This is a genomic window from Streptomyces sp. Z26, from assembly GCF_003665095.1.
Classification (GTDB): Bacteria; Actinomycetota; Actinomycetes; order Streptomycetales; family Streptomycetaceae; genus Streptomyces; species Streptomyces phytohabitans.
Window position 1 is genome coordinate 2,479,057 of the sequence record NZ_RCHV01000002.1, and the last position, 17,879, is coordinate 2,496,935.

At 71.0% G+C, this 17,879-nt stretch carries 16 protein-coding genes, 1 tRNA gene and 1 pseudogene; 10 read left to right on the forward strand and 8 right to left on the reverse strand.

Features of this window, described 5'->3' with window-relative positions; translation table 11 throughout:
- Positions 1-4: 4 nt before the first annotated feature.
- The 6 genes from D7M15_RS10940 (at position 5) to D7M15_RS10960 (ending at position 5,164) form a co-directional block, all read left to right on the forward strand.
- Positions 5-1,381, forward strand: a complete 1,377-nt coding sequence (locus tag D7M15_RS10940; protein ID WP_121517336.1) for an FtsK/SpoIIIE domain-containing protein — start codon at positions 5-7, stop codon at positions 1,379-1,381.
- Positions 1,382-1,475: 94 nt separating this feature from the next.
- Positions 1,476-2,081: a DUF2637 domain-containing protein gene (locus D7M15_RS10945; protein ID WP_121517337.1), complete on the forward strand. Its 606-nt coding sequence runs from the start codon at positions 1,476-1,478 to the stop codon at positions 2,079-2,081.
- Positions 2,082-2,118: 37 nt separating this feature from the next.
- On the forward strand, positions 2,119-2,241 hold the full coding sequence (locus D7M15_RS29385; protein ID WP_276314449.1) for a hypothetical protein: 123 nt from the start codon (positions 2,119-2,121) through the stop codon (positions 2,239-2,241).
- Positions 2,242-2,412: 171 nt separating this feature from the next.
- Positions 2,413-3,723, forward strand: coding sequence for a replication initiator (locus D7M15_RS10950; protein WP_121517338.1), 1,311 nt, complete (start codon positions 2,413-2,415; stop codon positions 3,721-3,723).
- Complete coding sequence (locus D7M15_RS10955) at positions 3,723-3,932, forward strand: excisionase family DNA-binding protein (protein WP_121517339.1); 210 nt, start codon at positions 3,723-3,725, stop codon at positions 3,930-3,932. Before D7M15_RS10950 ends, D7M15_RS10955 begins: the two co-directional genes overlap by 1 nt.
- Complete coding sequence (locus D7M15_RS10960) at positions 3,929-5,164, forward strand: site-specific integrase (RefSeq protein ID WP_121520585.1); 1,236 nt, start codon at positions 3,929-3,931, stop codon at positions 5,162-5,164. Before D7M15_RS10955 ends, D7M15_RS10960 begins: the two co-directional genes overlap by 4 nt.
- Before the next feature lie 72 nt (positions 5,165-5,236).
- Here D7M15_RS10960 and D7M15_RS10965 read toward each other — a convergent pair.
- From D7M15_RS10965 to galU, 7 genes and pseudogenes are all read right to left on the reverse strand, one after another.
- A tRNA-Ala gene (locus D7M15_RS10965) sits at positions 5,237-5,309 on the reverse strand.
- A gap of 117 nt (positions 5,310-5,426) precedes the next feature.
- Entirely contained in the window at positions 5,427-6,692 is a 1,266-nt protein-coding gene (gene glpR / locus D7M15_RS10970; protein WP_121517340.1) for a gephyrin-like molybdotransferase receptor GlpR, read from the reverse strand.
- A gap of 165 nt (positions 6,693-6,857) precedes the next feature.
- Positions 6,858-7,481, reverse strand: coding sequence for a GNAT family protein (locus tag D7M15_RS10975; protein WP_121520586.1), 624 nt, complete (start codon positions 7,479-7,481; stop codon positions 6,858-6,860).
- Entirely contained in the window at positions 7,478-8,011 is a 534-nt protein-coding gene (locus D7M15_RS10980) for a MogA/MoaB family molybdenum cofactor biosynthesis protein (protein ID WP_121517341.1), read from the reverse strand. Before D7M15_RS10980 ends, D7M15_RS10975 begins: the two co-directional genes overlap by 4 nt.
- A gap of 101 nt (positions 8,012-8,112) precedes the next feature.
- Positions 8,113-8,592 (reverse strand): annotated as a pseudogene (gene moaC / locus D7M15_RS10985) (cyclic pyranopterin monophosphate synthase MoaC); the annotation flags it as partial.
- A 127-nt stretch (positions 8,593-8,719) separates the two neighbouring features.
- The gene (gene glp / locus D7M15_RS10990; RefSeq protein ID WP_121517343.1) at positions 8,720-10,024 is read right to left on the reverse strand and encodes a gephyrin-like molybdotransferase Glp; all 1,305 of its coding nucleotides are present in this window, start codon (positions 10,022-10,024) and stop codon (positions 8,720-8,722) included.
- A 4-nt stretch (positions 10,025-10,028) separates the two neighbouring features.
- On the reverse strand, positions 10,029-10,931 hold the full coding sequence (galU, locus tag D7M15_RS10995; protein ID WP_121520588.1) for a UTP--glucose-1-phosphate uridylyltransferase GalU: 903 nt from the start codon (positions 10,929-10,931) through the stop codon (positions 10,029-10,031).
- Positions 10,932-10,981: 50 nt separating this feature from the next.
- Between galU and D7M15_RS11000 the strand changes: the two genes are divergently transcribed.
- Positions 10,982-11,614 (forward strand): 5-formyltetrahydrofolate cyclo-ligase, encoded by a 633-nt coding sequence (locus D7M15_RS11000; RefSeq protein ID WP_121517344.1) that lies wholly within the window; start codon positions 10,982-10,984, stop codon positions 11,612-11,614.
- Between the two features lie 101 nt (positions 11,615-11,715).
- Here D7M15_RS11000 and D7M15_RS11005 read toward each other — a convergent pair whose 3' ends face one another.
- Complete coding sequence (locus tag D7M15_RS11005; protein ID WP_121517345.1) at positions 11,716-14,496, reverse strand: penicillin acylase family protein; 2,781 nt, start codon at positions 14,494-14,496, stop codon at positions 11,716-11,718.
- Between the two features lie 211 nt (positions 14,497-14,707).
- On the opposite strand from D7M15_RS11005, the gene D7M15_RS11010 reads away from it, so the two are divergent.
- The 3 genes from D7M15_RS11010 to D7M15_RS11020 all read left to right on the forward strand — a co-directional run bounded on the left by D7M15_RS11010 (position 14,708) and on the right by D7M15_RS11020 (position 17,623).
- Positions 14,708-16,216 carry a potassium/proton antiporter gene (locus D7M15_RS11010; protein WP_276314484.1) on the forward strand — a complete coding sequence of 503 codons (1,509 nt, stop codon included), beginning with the start codon at positions 14,708-14,710 and terminating at the stop codon, positions 16,214-16,216.
- Positions 16,217-16,372: 156 nt separating this feature from the next.
- Positions 16,373-16,753, forward strand: a complete 381-nt coding sequence (locus D7M15_RS11015) for an FmdB family zinc ribbon protein (protein WP_121517347.1) — start codon at positions 16,373-16,375, stop codon at positions 16,751-16,753.
- Positions 16,754-16,789: 36 nt separating this feature from the next.
- On the forward strand, positions 16,790-17,623 hold the full coding sequence (locus D7M15_RS11020; protein WP_121517348.1) for an S-methyl-5'-thioadenosine phosphorylase: 834 nt from the start codon (positions 16,790-16,792) through the stop codon (positions 17,621-17,623).
- The last annotated feature ends 256 nt before the right edge of the window (positions 17,624-17,879 follow it).

Here is a 17,879-nt window from a genome sequence, read left to right on the forward strand (position 1 = left end):
CCCGATGTCGGAACTCCTGACGCTGATGCAGGTGGGTGCCCCCGTCGCCGCTGCCGGTGGTGGGGCCGCCTACCTCCGGGCCCGGCACCCGGCGGCCTGGTGGTCCACGGTCGGACTGCCCGTCTCGGCCACCCGGCTGACCCTCTCGTACGACGCGGTGATGGAGGCGTGCGGCCTGAGCGTCGCGCCCTCCCGGCTCCGTTCCTTCACGGTGGGGACGGCAACGCGCCGCGAAGTAGGGCCCGTTCCGCCCCACCGGGGTGCGCTGCGCCCGACCGCGACCGGCATGCGCGTACGGCTGCGCCTCGCCCCCGGACAGGAACCGGCGGACGTGGTCGCCTCGGCGGAACGCCTCCGGCACGCCTGGGGCGTGCACGCGGTCTACGTGCACGAGGTGAAGCCGGGCGTCGTCGAACTGCGGCTCGTCGGCTTCGACGTGCTGAACCGGGTACGGATGCCGCGCCGGTCCGGCGCCGGTCCGCTGCGGGTACCGGTGGCGTTGCGCGAGGACGCGTCCCCGTTCGTCCGCGACTACCGCGCGATACCGCACCAACTCACCCTCGGCGCCACGCTGTCGGGCAAGTCCATGTACCTGCGGCACCTGGTCGCCGGACTCGCCGGACAGCCCGTGGCGCTGGCGGGCATCGACTGCAAACGGGGTGTGGAGTTGGCCCCGTTCGCCTCCCGTCTCTCCGCCCTGGCGACCGACCCCGAACAGGCCGCCGAGCTGCTGCCCGCCCTGGTCGCGTTGATGGATGAGCGCTACGACCTGATCCGCGCCCGGCAGGGCATCGCGCCCAGCACCCCGGACGAGGAGATCACCTCCGACATCTGGGGCCTGCCGGAGCACCAACGCCCGGTGCCCGTCGTGCTGTTCGTGGACGAGGTGGCCGAACTGTTCCTCACCGCCTGCCGCAAGGACGAGGAACGGCGGGACGAGATGGTCACCCACCTCGTGCGCCTGGCCCAGCTCGGCCGCGCCGCCGGTATCCATCTGGAGGTCTGCGGCCAGCGCTTCGGCGCCGAACTGGGCAAGGGCGCCACCATGCTCCGCGCCCAACTGACCGGCCGCGTCTGCCACCGCGTCAACGACGAGGCGTCCGCGAAGATGGCGCTGGGCGACATCGCCCCCGAAGCGGTCGGCGCCGCCTGCGCCATTCCCGCCGAACGCCCCGGCCTGGCCGTCGCCGGGGACACCTCCGGCGGCTGGTCCCGCATCCGTACGCCGTACCTCTCGCTGGCCGACGCCGCCGCCACCTGCGACCGGTACGCCCACCTCGTACCGCACCTGCCCGCGCTGGCGCCGTTCCGGCCCACCGCCCCGGTCCGTCCGGCGCAGCCGCCGGTGCCGCTGGCGAAGCTCTGGCCCGTGGCCGACTGAACCCGTTCCCCCTCCCGGTCGGCGTGACCGCCTCGCGCCGCTTCCCTACCCCCGCCATGCCCGGAACCGGAACCCGAACGGAAGGAGCCGCCCCGTGCGCGCCCAACTGGCCCGCCTCGACGCGGTACTCGTGCAAGCGGTCATCGCCGCCGCGCTGTCCTTCGCCCACCTGCACGACCTGGCGTCGGCGGCCGGGCAGACCGGCTGGAAGGCGTGGGCCTACCCGGTCTCCGTCGACCTGCTGCTCGTCGCCGCCTGGCAGCGGCTGCGGACCGGGCCCGACAAGGTGGCGGGCTGGTGCTGGTTCCTCGTCGCCCTGACGGCCTCGCTCGGCGCGAACGTCGCGACGGCCGGGCTGCTGGACCTGGACGACGTACCCGCCTGGCTCCGCATCCTCGTCGCGGGCTGGCCCGCCGTCGCCTTCCTCGGCGGCACCCTCCTCGCCCACCCGACACCCCGTACGGAGTCGGCAGCGGAAGAGGAGCGGACCGCCGAGCCGGAGACGGAGCAGGAGCACGCGGAGCCTGCCGAACCGGTGCCCACGGGCCCGCCCGTACCGGCCGCGCTCGTCGAGCACGCACGCAAGGTCGCCGCCGCCCACCACGCCCGTACGGGCTCACCCATCGACACCGGCACCCTCCGCGCCCGCCTCGGCGTACCGGCGCCGCTCGCGGAACGCATCGCCGCCCAACTCATCTGACAGCACCGACAGTTCCCGCCCGCCGAACGGAGAACCCGTGAACCTGCCCCTGCTCGCCGCCCTCGGCCTCACCGCCTGGGCCGTCGTGACGTTCCTCGGCGTACGCCCCTGGCTCGTCGCCGCCCTCGCGGTCGCCGCCCTCGTACTCGTCCACGCCTGAACCCGCACGCACCAAAGCGGCCACCGGGGCGGCCTCGATACCGCCAAGCATCCGCCGCCCCGGTGGCCCGACTCCGCCACGACCCGTAAGCCGCAAAGGAGAAGCACCATCATCGCCCGCAACCGTCCGGCCCCGCTCGCGGAAGTCGGAAACCTCGCCTCGTCCGGCGCCCTGCCCGGACTGCTCCGCCAACTGTCCACGCTCGGCGGCTGCACCCGCCCCGTACGCCTCGCCGGGTACCGCGCCGAACACCCCCTCGACACCGCGACCGGCGAGATCGGCCCCGCCCGGCACCGCCTCGACTCCGCCGAACTGCCCGCCGGTCACCTCCTGGTGCGCTGCGGCAACCGCCGTTCCACCCGCTGCGCCGCCTGCGCCGAGACCTACCGCCGCGACACGTACCACCTGATCACCGCCGGACTGCGCGGCGGCAAGGGCACCCCCGAGGAGGTCACCACCCACCCGCGCGTCTTCGCCACCTTCACCGCCCCCGGCTTCGGCCCCGTGCACAACCGCCCCACCGGGCCCAGCGGTTCACCCCGCCCCTGCCGCTGCGGCCGACGCCACCAGCCGGACGAACCCGCGCTCGGCACACCGCTGGCCCCCGAACGGTACGACTACGAGGCCGCCGTCCTCTGGAACGCCCACGCAGGTGCCCTTTGGCGCCGCTTCACCATCCACCTGCGCCGGGAGATCGCCAAGCGTGCCGGACTCACCCAACGCGCCTTCCGCCACCACGCACGCGTCTCGTTCGCCAAGGTCGCGGAGTATCAGAAGCGCGGCGCCGTCCACTTCCACGCCGTCGTACGCCTCGACGGCCCGACCGGCGGCAGCACACCCCCGCCCCGCTGGGCGACGGCCGAGCTGCTGACCGACTCGATCCACGCCGCCGCCCACACCGCCCGCGTCAACGGGCCCACCGTCGACGGCCGTACGCACACGTTCGCCTTCGGCCGCCAGCTCGACGTACGCACCATCCACGGCCCCGACCTCGACGCCGGCACCCAACTCACGGACCGGGCCGTCGCCGCGTACATCGCCAAGTACGCCACCAAGGGCGCCGAGACCGCGACCGGCACCCTCGACCGCCCCCTGAAGTTCGCCGCCGAACTCGCCCAACTCGACCTGCCCCCGCACGCCGAACGCCTCATCCGCACCGCCTGGGCCCTCGGCGCCCGCAAGGACCTCGCCCACCTCCGGCTACGCGCCTGGGCGCACATGCTCGGCTTCCGCGGCCACTTCTCCACCAAGACCCGCCACTACTCCACCACCCTCGGCACCCTCCGCCAGGCCCGCGCCGACTGGCGCCGCCTCCGAGCCGCCCACGCACACGGCGAGACCCCGCGCCCCGCCGACAACCCCGCTGACGAAACCACCCTCGTCCTCGCCCACTGGGCCTACGCCGGAACCGGCCTCAACCCCACCGAGGAGTGGCTGACCGCCTCACTCGCCGCACCCGCGCAGGAAGGGGGTAGCGCCTGATGAGCGCCCTCACGCCCAAGTGGCACACCACGGCCGAGGTCGCCGTGATGCTCGGCTTCGGACTCTCCAAGACGAAGATGCTCGTCCTCACCGGCGAGATCCGCTCGGTCAAGGTCGGCCGCAACCGCCGCATCCTGCCCGTCTGGGTGGACGAGTACGTGCAGCGCTGCGCCGCCGAGGCCGACGAGCCCGTGAGGTGGTCGGCGTGAGCGGCAAGCGCAGCAACGGCGAAGGCTCCATCTACCCGTACCGCAACGGGAGCTTCGCCGCGTACGTCTGGGTCGACACCCCGGACGGCAGACGCAAGCGCAAGTACGTCTACGGCAAGAGCCGCGACGAGGTGCACGACAAGTGGATCAAGCTCCACACCGAGGCGAAGAAGGGGCCGGTCGTCACGTCGTCCCCGACCCTCGCGCAGTACCTCACGCGCTGGCTGGCGGACGTCGTGAAACCCGACCTGAAGCCCAAGAGCGCGGAGACGTACGAGATGCACGTCCGCCTCTACATCGTGCCCGGACTGGGCTCGAAGCGTCTCGACAAGCTCTCCGTCCGGGACGTCCGTACGTGGGTGACGCGCCTCCTCGAACAGTGCCAGTGCTGCGCCCAGGGGAAGGACGCGGCACGGGCGGAGGAGAAGCGACGCTGCTGTGCCGTAGGGCAGTGCTGTAGGCAGGTCACTTCCCGCCGCACGGTGCAGGACGCCCGGGCCGTACTCCGTTCCGCCCTCACCCACGCCATGACGGAAGAGATCATCAGCAGGAACGTCGCCGCGCTCGTCAAGGTGCGGTCGGGCCGTAAGGCGCAGCGCCATCCCTGGTCCGTAGAGGAGGCCCGGACCTTCCTGGAGGCGGCGCGGAAGGCGCACGACCCGCTGTACCCGGCGTACGTCCTCGTGCTGGTGCTGGGGTTCCGCCGTGGTGAGGTACTGGGGCTCAGCTGGCAGGACGTGGACCTGGAGGCGGGACAGGTGACGGTCGGTCGCCAGCTCCAGCGGATCAACCGCCGCTTGGTGCACGACGGGACCAAGACGGACGCCTCGACGGCGACGCTGCCCCTCCCCCAGATCTGCGTGACCGCCCTCGGGCTCCGCAGGAAGACGCAGGAGGCGGCTCGGCGCGCGGCCGGTGAGCTGTGGACGGTCTCCGACTTCGTGTTCACGACGCGCTACGGGACGCCGGTCGAACCGAGGAACTTCAACCGGGAGTTCGACGCCAGGGCGGTCAAGGCCGGTGTCCGCAAGATCCGGCTGCACGACACGCGGCACACCTGCGGGTCGCTCCTGGCCGCGCTCGACGTGCACCCCCGGGTGGCGATGCAGATCCTCCGGCACAGCAAGATCGCCGTCACCATGGAGATCTACACGCACGTCCCGTCCGAGAACACCCGCCGGGCGCTGCGCAAGCTCGGCAAACACCTCGGCGGGCAGGAAGACCGGAGGTAGTTGCTGTACTCCGCTGCTGTACGGCATGACAGAGGCCCCGCCGGAAATCTCCGGCGGGGCCTCTCATCAGCGTGGACCTGAGGGGATTCGAACCCCTGACCCCCTCGTTGCGAACGAGGTGCGCTACCAGCTGCGCTACAGGCCCTTGCGACGTGGAAAACTTTAGCATCCCCGTCGGGTCGCGCGGAAATCCGTTGCCCCGCTGGTCACACCCGCCCCGTACGGACGAGGCGCCGCAGCACGGGGAGGTGGACCCACCCCGTCACTCGTTGGCGGCCCTCGGCCGGTCGTCGTCCGCGTACTGGTCGAAGAGCGGCGTACGGCCCCGCTCCCTGCCCGGCCCGGCCTGCGCCCGTTCGGCCTGCGGATCGGCCTCCGGGCCTGCCCCGCCCGCAGACGTGCCCGCCGCGCTGGAACGTGCCGAGCTCCACGTGTCGGGCGCTTCCAGGTCCACGCCGCGTGCCGTACGGGGGGCGACGGGCGCGCTGACATACGTGGGCAGCGGGACCGGCACCGGGTCCCAGCTCTCGTTGTCCGACTGCTCACGTCCCCAGGAGCGTTCCTGGTCGACCCACTCCGCGTGGTCCGTCTGCTCGACCAGTGCACGCCGGTCGGCGGACGGGACCGACTCCGACGCGCGAAGGTGTCCGTGCGCCTGCCCCGCCGCGTACCCGCCCGAGGCCGCGTCGCGCCGGTCCACGGCGAGCTGCACCGGCTCCACGGGTTCGACGTCCTCCTCCGACTCCGGGTCCACCGCGCGCGCGGTGCCCGTACGGCCGGTGCGCCGTGCGTGCAGTTGCTGCGCGGCCTCCTCCGCACGACGGCGGTCCATGGTGAAGGTGAAACGGCGGCGTTCCTGCGTGCGCAGGTGCACGATGTACGCACTCAGCAGCAGGGCGGGTGCGGCGGGTGCCCAGAGGAAGGCCAGGCCGCCCACTGCGGCGACGATCGCGCCGAGGGTGAACGCGAGGAACAGCATCATCGTGGTGCGCCTGCGCCGCGCCAACACCTGGGCGCGCTTGTTCCGTTCGGCCTTCTTGCGTTGCGCGTTCCTACGTTCCGCCTGCGGGCGGTCGTCACCGTGGGATGCGGCCTGCGCGAGCCGGTCGTCGTGGTCCGCCGCGCCGTACCCTGCCACGCTGTGGCCCGCCGGACCGCGACCCGCCTCGTCGGGAGTCGGGACCCGGATCATGGTCTGGGGATCGGCGAACGCCCGGACGTCGACCACGTCGTCGGTCGCCCCGTCCGGGTCGCTGCTGTCCACGTCGTCATCGTCGAAACCGTCGGCCCGCCCGGTGACGTCCTGGGCGCCGGGACCGTAGTCCTCCGCCTCGCGCCGTTCGGCGTCCTTGGCGTAACGACGCTCCATCGCCGCCTTCCCGGACAACAGCCGGATGGCGGTGCTGAAGCGTTCGGTCGGACGCGCCTCGTTCAGCTCGTCCTGGCGACGGAGCCACATGGGCACCAGGTAGGCGGCCCAGGCCCCGACGATGACTGCGTAGATGAGGCCACTACTGCTCACCCTCATACGGTAGAGGGGATCGAGTCGGCGCATCGACTGAATAGCGCGGTGTGTCGCACGATCTTGCTGATAACACCGTCTTTTCTTCTACCCGGACGTACAGCGATCGCCATTTGTCCCCAATTGTTGGACAGGCAGGGGGAGTTCAGAAAAAGATATCGAACTGCTGATCTATTTCTGCTGGGTCTGTGGGCTCACCCGGTGCCACCGGGCCAGCAGCCCTTCGGAGACTTCCTCCGCAGTCAGCGCGAAGACCATGTGGTCCCGCCAGGCGCCGTCGATGTGCAGATAGCGCGGGCGCAGACCCTCCTCACGGAATCCCAGTTTCTCCACCACCCGACGACTGGGCGCGTTCTCCGGGCGGATGCACACTTCGACGCGGTGAAGCCCCACCGTGTGGAAGCAGTGGTCCGTGGCGAGTGCGACCGCTGTCGGCATCACCCCGCGCCCGGCGACGGAGCGGTCGATCCAGTAGCCGACGTGTCCCGAGCACATAGAGCCCCAGGTGATGCCCGCGACGGTCAACTGCCCGACCAGCCGCCCCTCGTGCTCGACGACGAACGGCAGCATGCGGCCCGCCTGCGCCTCGGAACGCAGGTGCCGCACCATCTGCCGGTACGTGGGACGGCGCGGCGGGAACTGGCCGGGGAGCGGCGGCGGGATGGTCGCCTCCCACGGGCGCAGCCATTCGCGGTTGCGCTGGTTCACCTCGCGCCAGGCGCGGTGATCGCGCAACCGTATGGGACGGAGGGCGGTGGGGCCGTCCGCCAGCACTACCGGCCAGGGCGCGTTCAGTCGGCGTCGTCCCCTCTCGGGTGGTCGCCGCCGCGGAGCTGGTCCACGGCGTGCGTGAGGAGCCGGCCGAGGACGGTCAGTCCGTCCCGTACTCCGCCGGAGGAACCGGGCAGGTTCACGATCAGTGTGCGCCCGCAGACGCCCGCGACACCACGGGACAGCGCGGCCGTGGGGACTTTCGCGAGCCCTTCGGCGCGGATGGCCTCGGGGATGCCGGGGATCTCGTAGTCGAGGACGCCGCGTGTCATCTCGGGGGTGCGGTCGGTGGGCGAGACGCCCGTACCGCCCGTGGTCACCACGACGTCGTACCCCGCGGCCGCCGCCTCCCGGAGCGCCTCGGCCACGGGCTCGCCGTCGGGCACCACACGCGGGCCGTCTACGGCGAAGCCGAGCGCCGAGAGCGCTTCGGTGATCAGAGGGCCGCCGGTGTCGGCGTACACGCCTGCGGCGGCGCGGTTCGAGGCGGTGACGGCGAGTGCGCGGTACGGGGCGCGGGCGGGGTCGTGCGCGGCGGGTCCGGCGGTGCTCATCACGCCTCCTGTCGCGGGGAGTCGTCCGCGGAAACGTCATCCGCGCGCGCGGACGGCGTTTTCGCGCGGTTGTGGTCGTCCACGCGGTTGTCGTCGTCCGGGCGGGTCCAGTCCCCGGAGGCGCCGCCGGTCTTTTCCATCACCCGTACGTCGGTGATGGCCGCCCCCTTGTCGACGGCCTTGACCATGTCGACGACCGTCAGCGCGGCGACGGTGACGGCTGTCAGCGCTTCCATTTCGACGCCCGTACGGTCCGTAGTGCGCACGGTGGCCGCGAGTTCCACCGCGTCGGTGGCGACGGACACGTCCAGGTGGACGCCGGAGAGCGCCAACGGGTGGCAGAGGGGGATCAGTTCGGGGGTCTTCTTCGCGCCCATGATCCCGGCGATACGGGCGACGGCGAGGGCGTCGCCCTTCGGCATCCCCTCGTTCCGCAGCAGTTCCACCACGCGGGGCGAGACCAGTACGCGGCCCACCGCGCGCGCGGTGCGCGCGGTGACGTCCTTGGCCGAGACGTCGACCATGCGGGCGGCGCCCGCCTCGTCGACATGGGTGAGGTGGTGCTGCTCGGCGCGGCTCATCGTTCTCCCGGTGCGGTTCCTGTGCGCAGACACGGTACCGCCCGGACGGCGCACGGGAGCGTGACGGTCGGCACGTCCCCCGGGAAGTAAACGGCGTCCGCGCGCGCGGATGGTCCGGCGGGCGCCGTCAGTCGAGCTGGATGACGTCCAGTTCGTCCCCTGGCGCCGCCTGCTCGCTGTCCTCCGGGATGACGATCAGCGCGTCCGCCTGCGCGAGGGCGGCGATGAGGTGCGATCCGGAACCGCCGACCGCTCGGACGGTGCCCGCCTTCTCACCGGGGGCGGGCGGCGTGTACGCGCCACGCAGGAACTGCCGCCGTCCCGCGGGCGAGTGGAGCACCGTGTCCCCGGTGAGCACCGCCGGTACCACCGGACGGCGGACGGGATCGCGGCCCATCAGGGCCCGGATCGCGGGACGGACGAAGAGTTCGAAGGAGACGTACGAACTGACCGGGTTCCCCGGCAGCGCGAGCAGCGGGGTGCTTTCGGCGCCGATGAGGCCGAAGCCCTGCGGCTTGCCCGGCTGCATGGCGAGCCTGCGGAACTCGACGCTGCCGTCCGCGCCGTCGACGCCGCCGAGCGCCTCCTTCACCACGTCGTACGCGCCGACGCTCACGCCCCCGCTGGTGACGACGATGTCGGCGCGGATCAGCTGGTCCTCGATCGTGGCGCGGAGCGTGTCCGGGTCGTCCGCGACGGCGCCGACCCGGTAGGAGATGGCTCCGGCGGCGCGTGCGGCGGCCGTCAGCATGTAGCTGTTGGAGTCGTGGATCTGGCCGTGCTCCAACGAGCCGCCCGGCTGCACGAGTTCACTGCCGGTGGAGACGACCACCACTCGCGGGTTGGGTCGTACGGTGACCTTGCCGAGGCCGATGGCGGCGAGCAGGCCCAGCTGCGGCGCCCCCAGGACCGTACCCGCGGGGAGGGCCACTGTGCCCGCCCGTACGTCGCTGCCACGCGCGCGGACGTACTGCCCGTCGGTGACGGGACGGTGCACACGGACCTCGCCCGTGGCCCCGCCGGGGTCGGTGGTCCGCGCGGTCATCGAGTCGGCGGGGCCGCCTCCCGTACCGCCGTCCGTCCACTCGACGGGGACGACCGCCTCGGCTCCCGGCGGCAGCGGTGCGCCCGTCATGATGCGCGCCGCCTGTCCGGGTCCGACCGTCGGCAGGTCGGCGCTGCCCGCGGCGACGTCGCCGAGGACGGAGAGCACAGCGGGGAACTCCCGTGTGGAGCCCTCGACATCGGCCGTCCGCACCGCGTAGCCGTCCATCGAGCTGTTGTCGAACGGCGGGAGCGAGGCGGGCACCGTGATCTCGTCGACGAGCACGCAGCCCTGCGCGTCCAGCAGTTGAAGCTCGATCGGCTCCAGCGGGCGCACGCGGCGGAGAATGTCCTCTAGGTGCTTGTCGACCGACCAGGTCTCGCTCAATTCTCTACATCTCCTTGCTCACGTACTCGCGCAGCCACTCCCGGAAGTCCGGGCCCAGGTCCTCACGTTCGCATGCCAGCCGCACGATGGCGCGCAGATAGTCACCCCGGTCACCGGTGTCGTAGCGGCGGCCGCGGAAGACGACACCGTGCACGGGCCCGCCCAGGGACGGGTCGGAGGCGAGCGTCTGGAGGGCGTCGGTGATCTGGATCTCGCCGCCGCGGCCGGGGCTGGTCTTGCGCAGCACCTCGAAGACCGCGGGGTCGAGGACGTAGCGGCCGATGATGGCGAGGTTGCTCGGGGCCTCCGCCGCGCTCGGCTTCTCCACCAGGTCCGCGACGTTCACGACGTCGTCCTCACCCGTGGGCGACGCGGCGGCGCAGCCGTACAGGTGGATCGTCTCCGGGTCGACCTCCATCAGCGCGATCACGCTGCCGCCGTACTCCTCCTGCACCGCCGTCATCCGGGCCAGCAGGGGGTCGCGCGGGTCGATCAGGTCGTCACCCAGGAGTACGGCGAACGGTTGTTCACCGACGTGCGGGGCGGCGCACAGCACGGCGTGGCCGAGGCCGCGGGGGTCACCCTGGCGTACGTAGTGCATCGTGGCCAGGTCGCTGGACTCCTGGACGCGGGTGAGCTTGGTGGCGTCACCCTTGGTGCGGAGGACCTCTTCGAGCTCGTAGTTGCGGTCGAAGTGGTCCTCCAGCGGGCGCTTGTTGCGCCCGGTGATCATGAGGACGTCGGAGAGGCCGGCGGTCACGGCCTCCTCGACCACGTACTGGATCGCGGGCTTGTCGACGACCGGCAGCATCTCCTTCGGCGTCGCCTTCGTGGCGGGCAGAAAGCGGGTGCCCAGTCCGGCCGCCGGGATGACAGCCTTACTGATCCTGTTACGCGAGTTAGTCATGCGGAGCACCATAACGCGTGCATATGTACGGAAGATGAGGAACGTGTGCCGTGAATGATGCCGACTTCGCGAAGCGCGAGTTGCGCCGACAGATCCTCGCCGGGAGAACCCGGTTGCCGTGGGAAGACGCGGAAACGGCCCCGTTGGTTCTCTCCCGGAGGGCACGGGATCTGCCGGAGGTCGCGGCGGCCCGTACGGTCGCCGCGTACGTCTCCGTCGGACGCGAACCGGGCACCCGGCCGCTCCTGGACGCACTGCGCGAGGCGGGCACACGGGTGCTGTTGCCCGTGCTGCTCGCGGACGACGACCTCGACTGGGGCGTGTATGGCGGCGCGGACTCCCTCCGGCCCGCCGCCCGCGGGCGGGGCCTGCTGGAACCCGCCGGGCCTTACCTCACGCCGGACGCCGTGACGGAGGCGGACGTGGTGCTGCTGCCGGGGCTGGCCGTGGACGCCGCCGGGATGCGGCTGGGGCGTGGCGGCGGCTCGTACGACAGGGTGCTGACGCGCCTGGCCGCGGCGGGCGCGGCACCGGCACTGGTGGTGTTGCTGTACGACGGCGAGGTGCTGCCGAGGGTGCCCGCGGAACCGCACGACCGGCCGGTGACGGCGGCGGTCACCCCCTCGGGCGTACATCGCTTCACCGCCCGCGCGGAGAGGGCCGAAACCCGCGAACAGTCGTAACGGAAAGGATATTTCGCGGAACGGAGGGACGACAGAAGCGTGCGGAGGGACGGCAGGTACGGCCCGCACCTGCCGTCCGGAACGGCGCCGCCTGTGCGCGATTACGGGGTGAGCGCCATCTTGTCGTCCGTCCCCTTCTCGACCGCACCCTCCGTGAAGGCCCACGGCAGTTGCTCCCCGTTCGCCCATGCGTCCGTCTGGTCCACGTAGTTGGGGTGGTACGCGTGCCCGGAGGCGCCGGTGAGGTTGATCCAGCTCGACTCGTCGAAGTCGGCCAGGTTGACCACCATCCGCATCGAAGGCACCCAGGTGACGTCGTAACCGCCCGCGGCGTTCCAGCCGGTGGCGTTCACCGTCGCTTCACCTCCTCCCAGGTCCCAGGGGCCACGGTTGAGGAGCCACTGCACGAAACCGGGTCCCTCCGTGCCGAGGGTCTGGTTCTTGAGCATCAGGCGGTGCAGGCGTCCCCACGACCACGTGTCGATGTCCTTGCCGAGCTTGGACGTCAGCTCCCAGCGGGCGTCCTTCATGGCGTGCCCGAGGAGTTCGTCGCGGTTCTTGTCGCCCGGCTCGATCCTGTTGCCGGTGGTCTTCCACCAGTGGCTGTCCGGCTTCTGGACCAGCTTGCGCACGACCTCGAACCAGCGGTCGCCGCCGTCGGGCTGCGCCGCGTCCGCGTCCCGCTTGCCGCACTCCTCCACCAGCTCCGAGTCGCCGTCCAGGTCCTCCAGCGGCCCGGACTCGTCGGCCGGGGGCACCCGCAGGCACTCGCCCTCCACCCGCAGCTCCTTCGGCAGCTTGTTGCCGAAGGCCAACTTGAGCGTGTTCCGCCAGACGGCGTTGAAGTAGGCGGCGGCGGCCGAGTCCGCGTCCTGCGTGAAGTCCCAGCCGCGGAGGAGTTCCTGGGCCTCGCGTACGTAACCGTCCTTGACGTCGATCTCCAGCAGGTACGGCACCAGCAGCCGGGCGATCTCGCTGCTGTCGTCGAGCTGCATGTCCTGCATGTCCTGCGTGGAGATCTTCCCGCCGTCCTCGGTCTTCTTCTGGATGAGGTCGTTGATGCGCTGGCTGCGGGCGCCGTAACCCCAGTCGTCCGTCAGCAGGTACGGGTACTTGTCCGGGTCCGTGACCGCCTGGTTGGCGGTCACGATGTAGCCGCGGGAGGGGTTGTACTCCCAAGGGAGCGCGGACTGCGGGACGTAGCCGGTCCAGCGGTAGTCGGGGTCCCAGCCGGGCGCCGGGTAGCGGCCGTCGCCCTTGCCGCGTACGGGGATGGCGCCCGGCGCCTGGTAGCCGATGTTGCCCTCGGTGTCGGCGTAGATGAGGTTCTGCGAGGGGACGGCGAAGTCGCGGGCGGCCGCGCGGAACTGCTTGAAGTCGGAGGCCGCGTTCAGCTTGAAGACGGCGTTCATCGTCTTCGACGCGGTCAGCGCGGTCCACCGGAGGGACACCGCGTAGCCGTCGCCGCGGTCGGGCGCGGAGAGGCCGACGGGCGCCTCCTCACCGACCTGCGCGAGTTCGTCGTCGCGGTCGGAGATGATCGGCCCGTTGTTCGTCTCCCGGACGGTGATCTCGCGGCTCTTGCCCCCCGCGACCTTGATGACCTCCTTGCGGGTCTTGAACGGCACCTGCTTTCCGTCGTACAGGTACTCACCGTCCTCGATCTTCTGCAGATAGAGGTCGCTCACGTCCGCGCCCAGGTTGGTCATGCCCCAGGAGATGTTCTGGTTGTGGCCGATGACGACACCGGGCATCCCGGAGAACGTGAACCCGGACACGTCGAACGGGCAACTGGCGTCGACGCTGTTGCAGTGGAGGCCCATCTGGTACCAGACCGAGGGCAGTTGCGGAGCCAGGTGCGGGTCGTTCGCCAGCAGGGGCTTCCCGGTCACCGTGTACTTACCGGAGACCACCCACGAGTTGGAGCCGATGCCACTGCCGTTCGGCCCGAGCATGCCGGGGACCTTGTCCAGGGCGTCGGCGGCGGCGCCGAGCTGGGTGCCCGCGCCTTCCACCGCGTCCGCCGCGGCGGGATCGGCGGCCGGGTCGGCACCCGTACCCGACTCCGTACCCGCGCCGGACTCCGTACCGGCGCCGGACTCGGTGCCACCGTCCGGCGTCGTCCCCGCGCTGTCGCTCCCCGGCTCGTACTCGTCGGTGGCGTCGTTGACGGAACCACCCTCGACGATCGGCTTGTTGCGGCTGGTGGGGTACTCCGGGTAGAGGTCCTCGATCTGCTCCGGCTTCAGACGGCTGGTCATCAGGGCCCGGTCGATCTCGTCCTGCATGTTGCCCCGCAGGTCCCACGCCATGGCCTTCAGCCAGGCGACCGAGTCGACGGGGTCCCAACGTTCCGGGGCGTAGCCGTGCTTGAGTTCCAGCGCGGCGTACTCGACCGACGCGGCCGAGCCCTCGTGGTCCGCCAGGTAGGCGTTGACGCCGTCCGCGTACGCCTGGAGGTACTCCTTGGTCGTCGCGGGCAGCCGCGCGTACTCCTGCTCCGCCACCTTGCGCCAGCCCATGGTGCGCAGGAACGCGTCGGTCTTCACCTGCCCGTCGCCGAACATCTCCGACAGTCGTCCGGACGTCGTGTGGCGGCGTACGTCCATCTCCCAGAAGCGGTCCTGCGCCTGCACGAATCCCTGGGCGAGGAAGAGGTCATGGGGGTTGTCGGCGTACAGCTGCGGCACGCCCTTGCCGTCGCGCTTGACGGTCACCGGGTCCTTGAGGGCCTTGATCTTGAGCGACCCGGTCGTCTGCGGAAAGGAATCGCGGACGGTGCCGATGCTCCAGTACGCGCCGAAGCCGAGACCCCCCACGAGCAGCAACACGACGGCGATGACGATCAGACGGGCGCGTCGTGAGGTCTTCTTGGCGGGCATCGCTGTCCTTCGAGGGGCAGGTGGTCCTGGGCAGTGCTGGAGCAACCATAGGCCGAACCGGTGAGCGGCCCGACAGGGACTCAGGGGAGTGGGGCGCCGGAGGGGCGTGGGTGCGGCTGATGAGGCGTCACACGGGACTCCCGAGTGGGTTCAAGATTCAAGCGATGGTAAATTGTTAGCCATGCGAACGAACTAGCGGGAGGAGCGGCCCCTGAGTATCGACCACCTCAATCAGCTCATGCTGATCAGCGCCGTCGTCCTGCTCTTCGCGATGGGCGCGATCCGCCTCTCGGCCCGTACCGGGCTCCCCAGCCTCCTCATCTATCTCGGCATCGGCGTCGCCATAGGCCAGGACGGCTTCGGCCTCGCCTTCGACGACGCCGAACTCACCCGCGCCCTCGGCTACGCCGCCCTCGTCGTGATCCTCGCCGAAGGCGGCCTCGGCACGCGCTGGCGGGAGATCCGCCCCGCCGTCCCCGCCGCCGCCGCACTGGCCACCGTCGGTGTCGGGGCGAGCGTCGGGGTCGTGGCCAGCGCCGCCCACTTCATGGTCGGACTGGACTGGCAGGCGGCGCTCATCATGGGCGCGGTGGTGTCCTCCACCGACGCCGCCGCCGTGTTCTCCGTCCTGCGCAGGGTCCCGTTGCCCCAACGCGTGACGGGCACCCTGGAAGCCGAATCGGGCTTCAACGACGCACCCGTGGTCATCCTCGTCGTCGCCCTCTCTGAAGCCGGCCACGAGACGCCCGTGTGGTACGTGTTGGTGGCCGAGATCGTGCTGGAGCTGGCGATCGGACTCGTCGTCGGGCTCGTCGTCGGCAAGCTGGGGGCGTACGGACTACGGCGGGTGGCGCTCCCCGCCTCCGGCCTGTACCCGATCGCCGTACTCTCCCTCTGCGTACTCGCCTACGCCGGTGGCGCGACCGCGCACGGCAGCGGATTCCTCGCCGTCTACCTGACCGCGCTCGTCCTTGGCAACGCGAAACTGCCCCACCGTCCGGCCGTACGCGGCTTCGCCGACGGGCTCGCCTGGCTGGCGCAGATCGGCCTGTTCGTCCTGCTCGGGCTGCTGGTCACACCGCACGACCTGGCGGACGACATCGGGCCCGCACTCGTCATCGGACTAGCGCTGACCCTGGTGGCGCGCCCACTGTCGGTGCTGCTCAGCCTGCTGCCGTTCCGGTCGCCGTGGCAGGAGCAGGCACTGCTCTCCTGGGCGGGGCTCCGCGGAGCGGTGCCCATCGTGCTGGCGACCATCCCGATGGTGGCCGGAGTGCCGGGCAGCGAACGGATCTTCAACATCGTCTTCGTCCTGGTCGTGGTCTTCACCCTGCTCCAGGGACCGACCCTGCCGTGGCTGGCGGGCAAGCTCCGACTGCACGACTCGGGTGGCCCGCAGGACGTCGACATCGAATCCGCACCCCTGGAGCGGCTGCGCGGCCATCTGCTGTCGGTGGCCATCCCGAAGGGATCGCGGATGCACGGCGTGGAGGTCACGGAACTGCGCCTGCCGCCGGGCGCCGCCGTCACCCTCGTCGTACGGGACGGCACCAGCTTCGTCCCCCTCCCTACGACGATATTGAAACGGGGCGACGAACTGCTGGTGGTCGCGACGGACACGGTGCAGGACGCGGCGGAACGGCGGCTGTTGGCCGTCGGCCGGGGCGGCAAGCTGGCGGGCTGGCTGGGCACGGGCGGCAGCACCGCGGCACCGCACTGAGGCAGCCCGTACGACTCGCACGCCCCGGCGCGGCCTGGAACGGCCACCGCGCGCGCGTGCCGAGACCGTGATCCGCGTCCGGTGGACTATGCAGCGGAAATACTGCACGATAGAGCGTCGTTAGCACTCCACAGGTAAGAGTGCCAGGAGGAAGAAGTGCCGACCTACCAGTACCAGTGCACCGAGTGCGGCGAGGGCCTCGAGGTGGTGCAGAAGTTCACCGATGACTCGCTCACGGAGTGCCCGAACTGCGAGGGCCGCCTGAAGAAGGTGTTCTCGGCGGTCGGCATCGTCTTCAAGGGCTCCGGTTTCTACCGGAACGACAGCCGCAACACCTCGTCGAGCAGCTCTGCGGCCAGCCCGTCCTCGTCGTCGTCGGACTCCTCGTCCAACGGGTCCTCGTCGTCGGGTTCGTCCAACGGCTCGTCCTCGGACTCCGGCGCGTCGAAGTCGTCCGGTTCGTCGGACTCCGGCTCGTCCTCCACGTCTTCGGACAAGAGCGGCAGCAAGAGCACGAAGAGCACCTCGGCAGCCTGACCGTACGCGCTCAGGAGCGCCCCTTAGGGTGAGCGCATGAGCGAACAGGCAGAGATCGGCGTCATCGGCGGTTCCGGCTTCTACTCGTTTCTCGACGACGTGACGGAGGTCACGGTCGAGACACCGTACGGGCCGCCCAGCGACTCGCTCTTCCTCGGTGAACTCGGCGGCAGAAAGGTGGCGTTCCTGCCCCGGCACGGACGCAAGCACCATCTGCCGCCCCACCGCATCAACTACCGCGCCAATCTGTGGGCCCTGCGCGCGACCGGCGTCCGGCAGGTCCTCGCACCGTGCGCGGTCGGTGGGCTGCAGCCCGAGTACGGGCCCGGCACCCTGGTCGTCCCGGACCAGCTGGTGGACCGCACCAAGGCCCGCGTGCAGACGTACTTCGACGGGGAGCCGCTGCCCGACGGCTCACGGCCCAACGTCGTACACGTGACCTTCGCCGACCCGTACTGCCAGACCGGCCGCGAGGCGGCGCTGACGGCAGCGCGCAGCCGCGACTGGGAACCGGTCGACGGCGGCACCCTGTGCGTCGTCGAGGGACCCCGCTTCTCCACCCGCGCGGAATCGCGCTGGCACGCGGCACAGGGCTGGTCGGTCGTCGGCATGACCGGACATCCGGAAGCCGTACTCGCGCGCGAACTCGGCATGTGCTACGCGGCGTTGGCCCTGGTCACCGACCTGGACGCGGGCGCGGAGACGGGTGAGGGCGTCTCCCACGAGGAGGTACTGGAGGTGTTCGGGCAGAACGTGGGACGGCTCCGGGACGTCCTCTTCGACACCGTGCGGAACCTGCCGACCGAACCGACCTGCGGGTGCGCCAGGTCGCTGGACGGCTTCGAGCCGGGCATCAAGCTGCCTTCCTGAGCCGCTTCCTTTGGCTGTCGCCTCCGGTGGGATCCGTTCGCCGCGGTGCGGTGCGGCGCCGGGGCAGATGTGGCAGGAGAGCTTGCTGGGGCGGCCGTTACTCCTGTGAGTGATGCGGTTTTCCACAGCCACTGAGTTGTCCACAGGCTTGAGCGAGATCCGCAGAAACCGTGCACGGTAGGGCCGAAGTCTGGTCCCCCTCACGGCAGGCGGTGCTCGTCATGTCCAGAAACCCCAACGCGCGTTCCGGTCGGGC

Coding starts and splice junctions, on each gene's coding strand:
- D7M15_RS10940 (WP_121517336.1), top strand. CDS start 5: ATGTCGGAACTCCTGACGCTGATGCAGGTGGGTGCCCCCGTCGCCGCT.
- D7M15_RS10955 (WP_121517339.1), top strand. CDS start 3,723: ATGAGCGCCCTCACGCCCAAGTGGCACACCACGGCCGAGGTCGCCGTG.
- glpR (WP_121517340.1), bottom strand. CDS start 6,692: ATGAGGGTGAGCAGTAGTGGCCTCATCTACGCAGTCATCGTCGGGGCC.
- D7M15_RS10980 (WP_121517341.1), bottom strand. CDS start 8,011: ATGAGCACCGCCGGACCCGCCGCGCACGACCCCGCCCGCGCCCCGTAC.
- galU (WP_121520588.1), bottom strand. CDS start 10,931: ATGACTAACTCGCGTAACAGGATCAGTAAGGCTGTCATCCCGGCGGCC.
- D7M15_RS11005 (WP_121517345.1), bottom strand. CDS start 14,496: ATGCCCGCCAAGAAGACCTCACGACGCGCCCGTCTGATCGTCATCGCC.
- D7M15_RS11020 (WP_121517348.1), top strand. CDS start 16,790: ATGAGCGAACAGGCAGAGATCGGCGTCATCGGCGGTTCCGGCTTCTAC.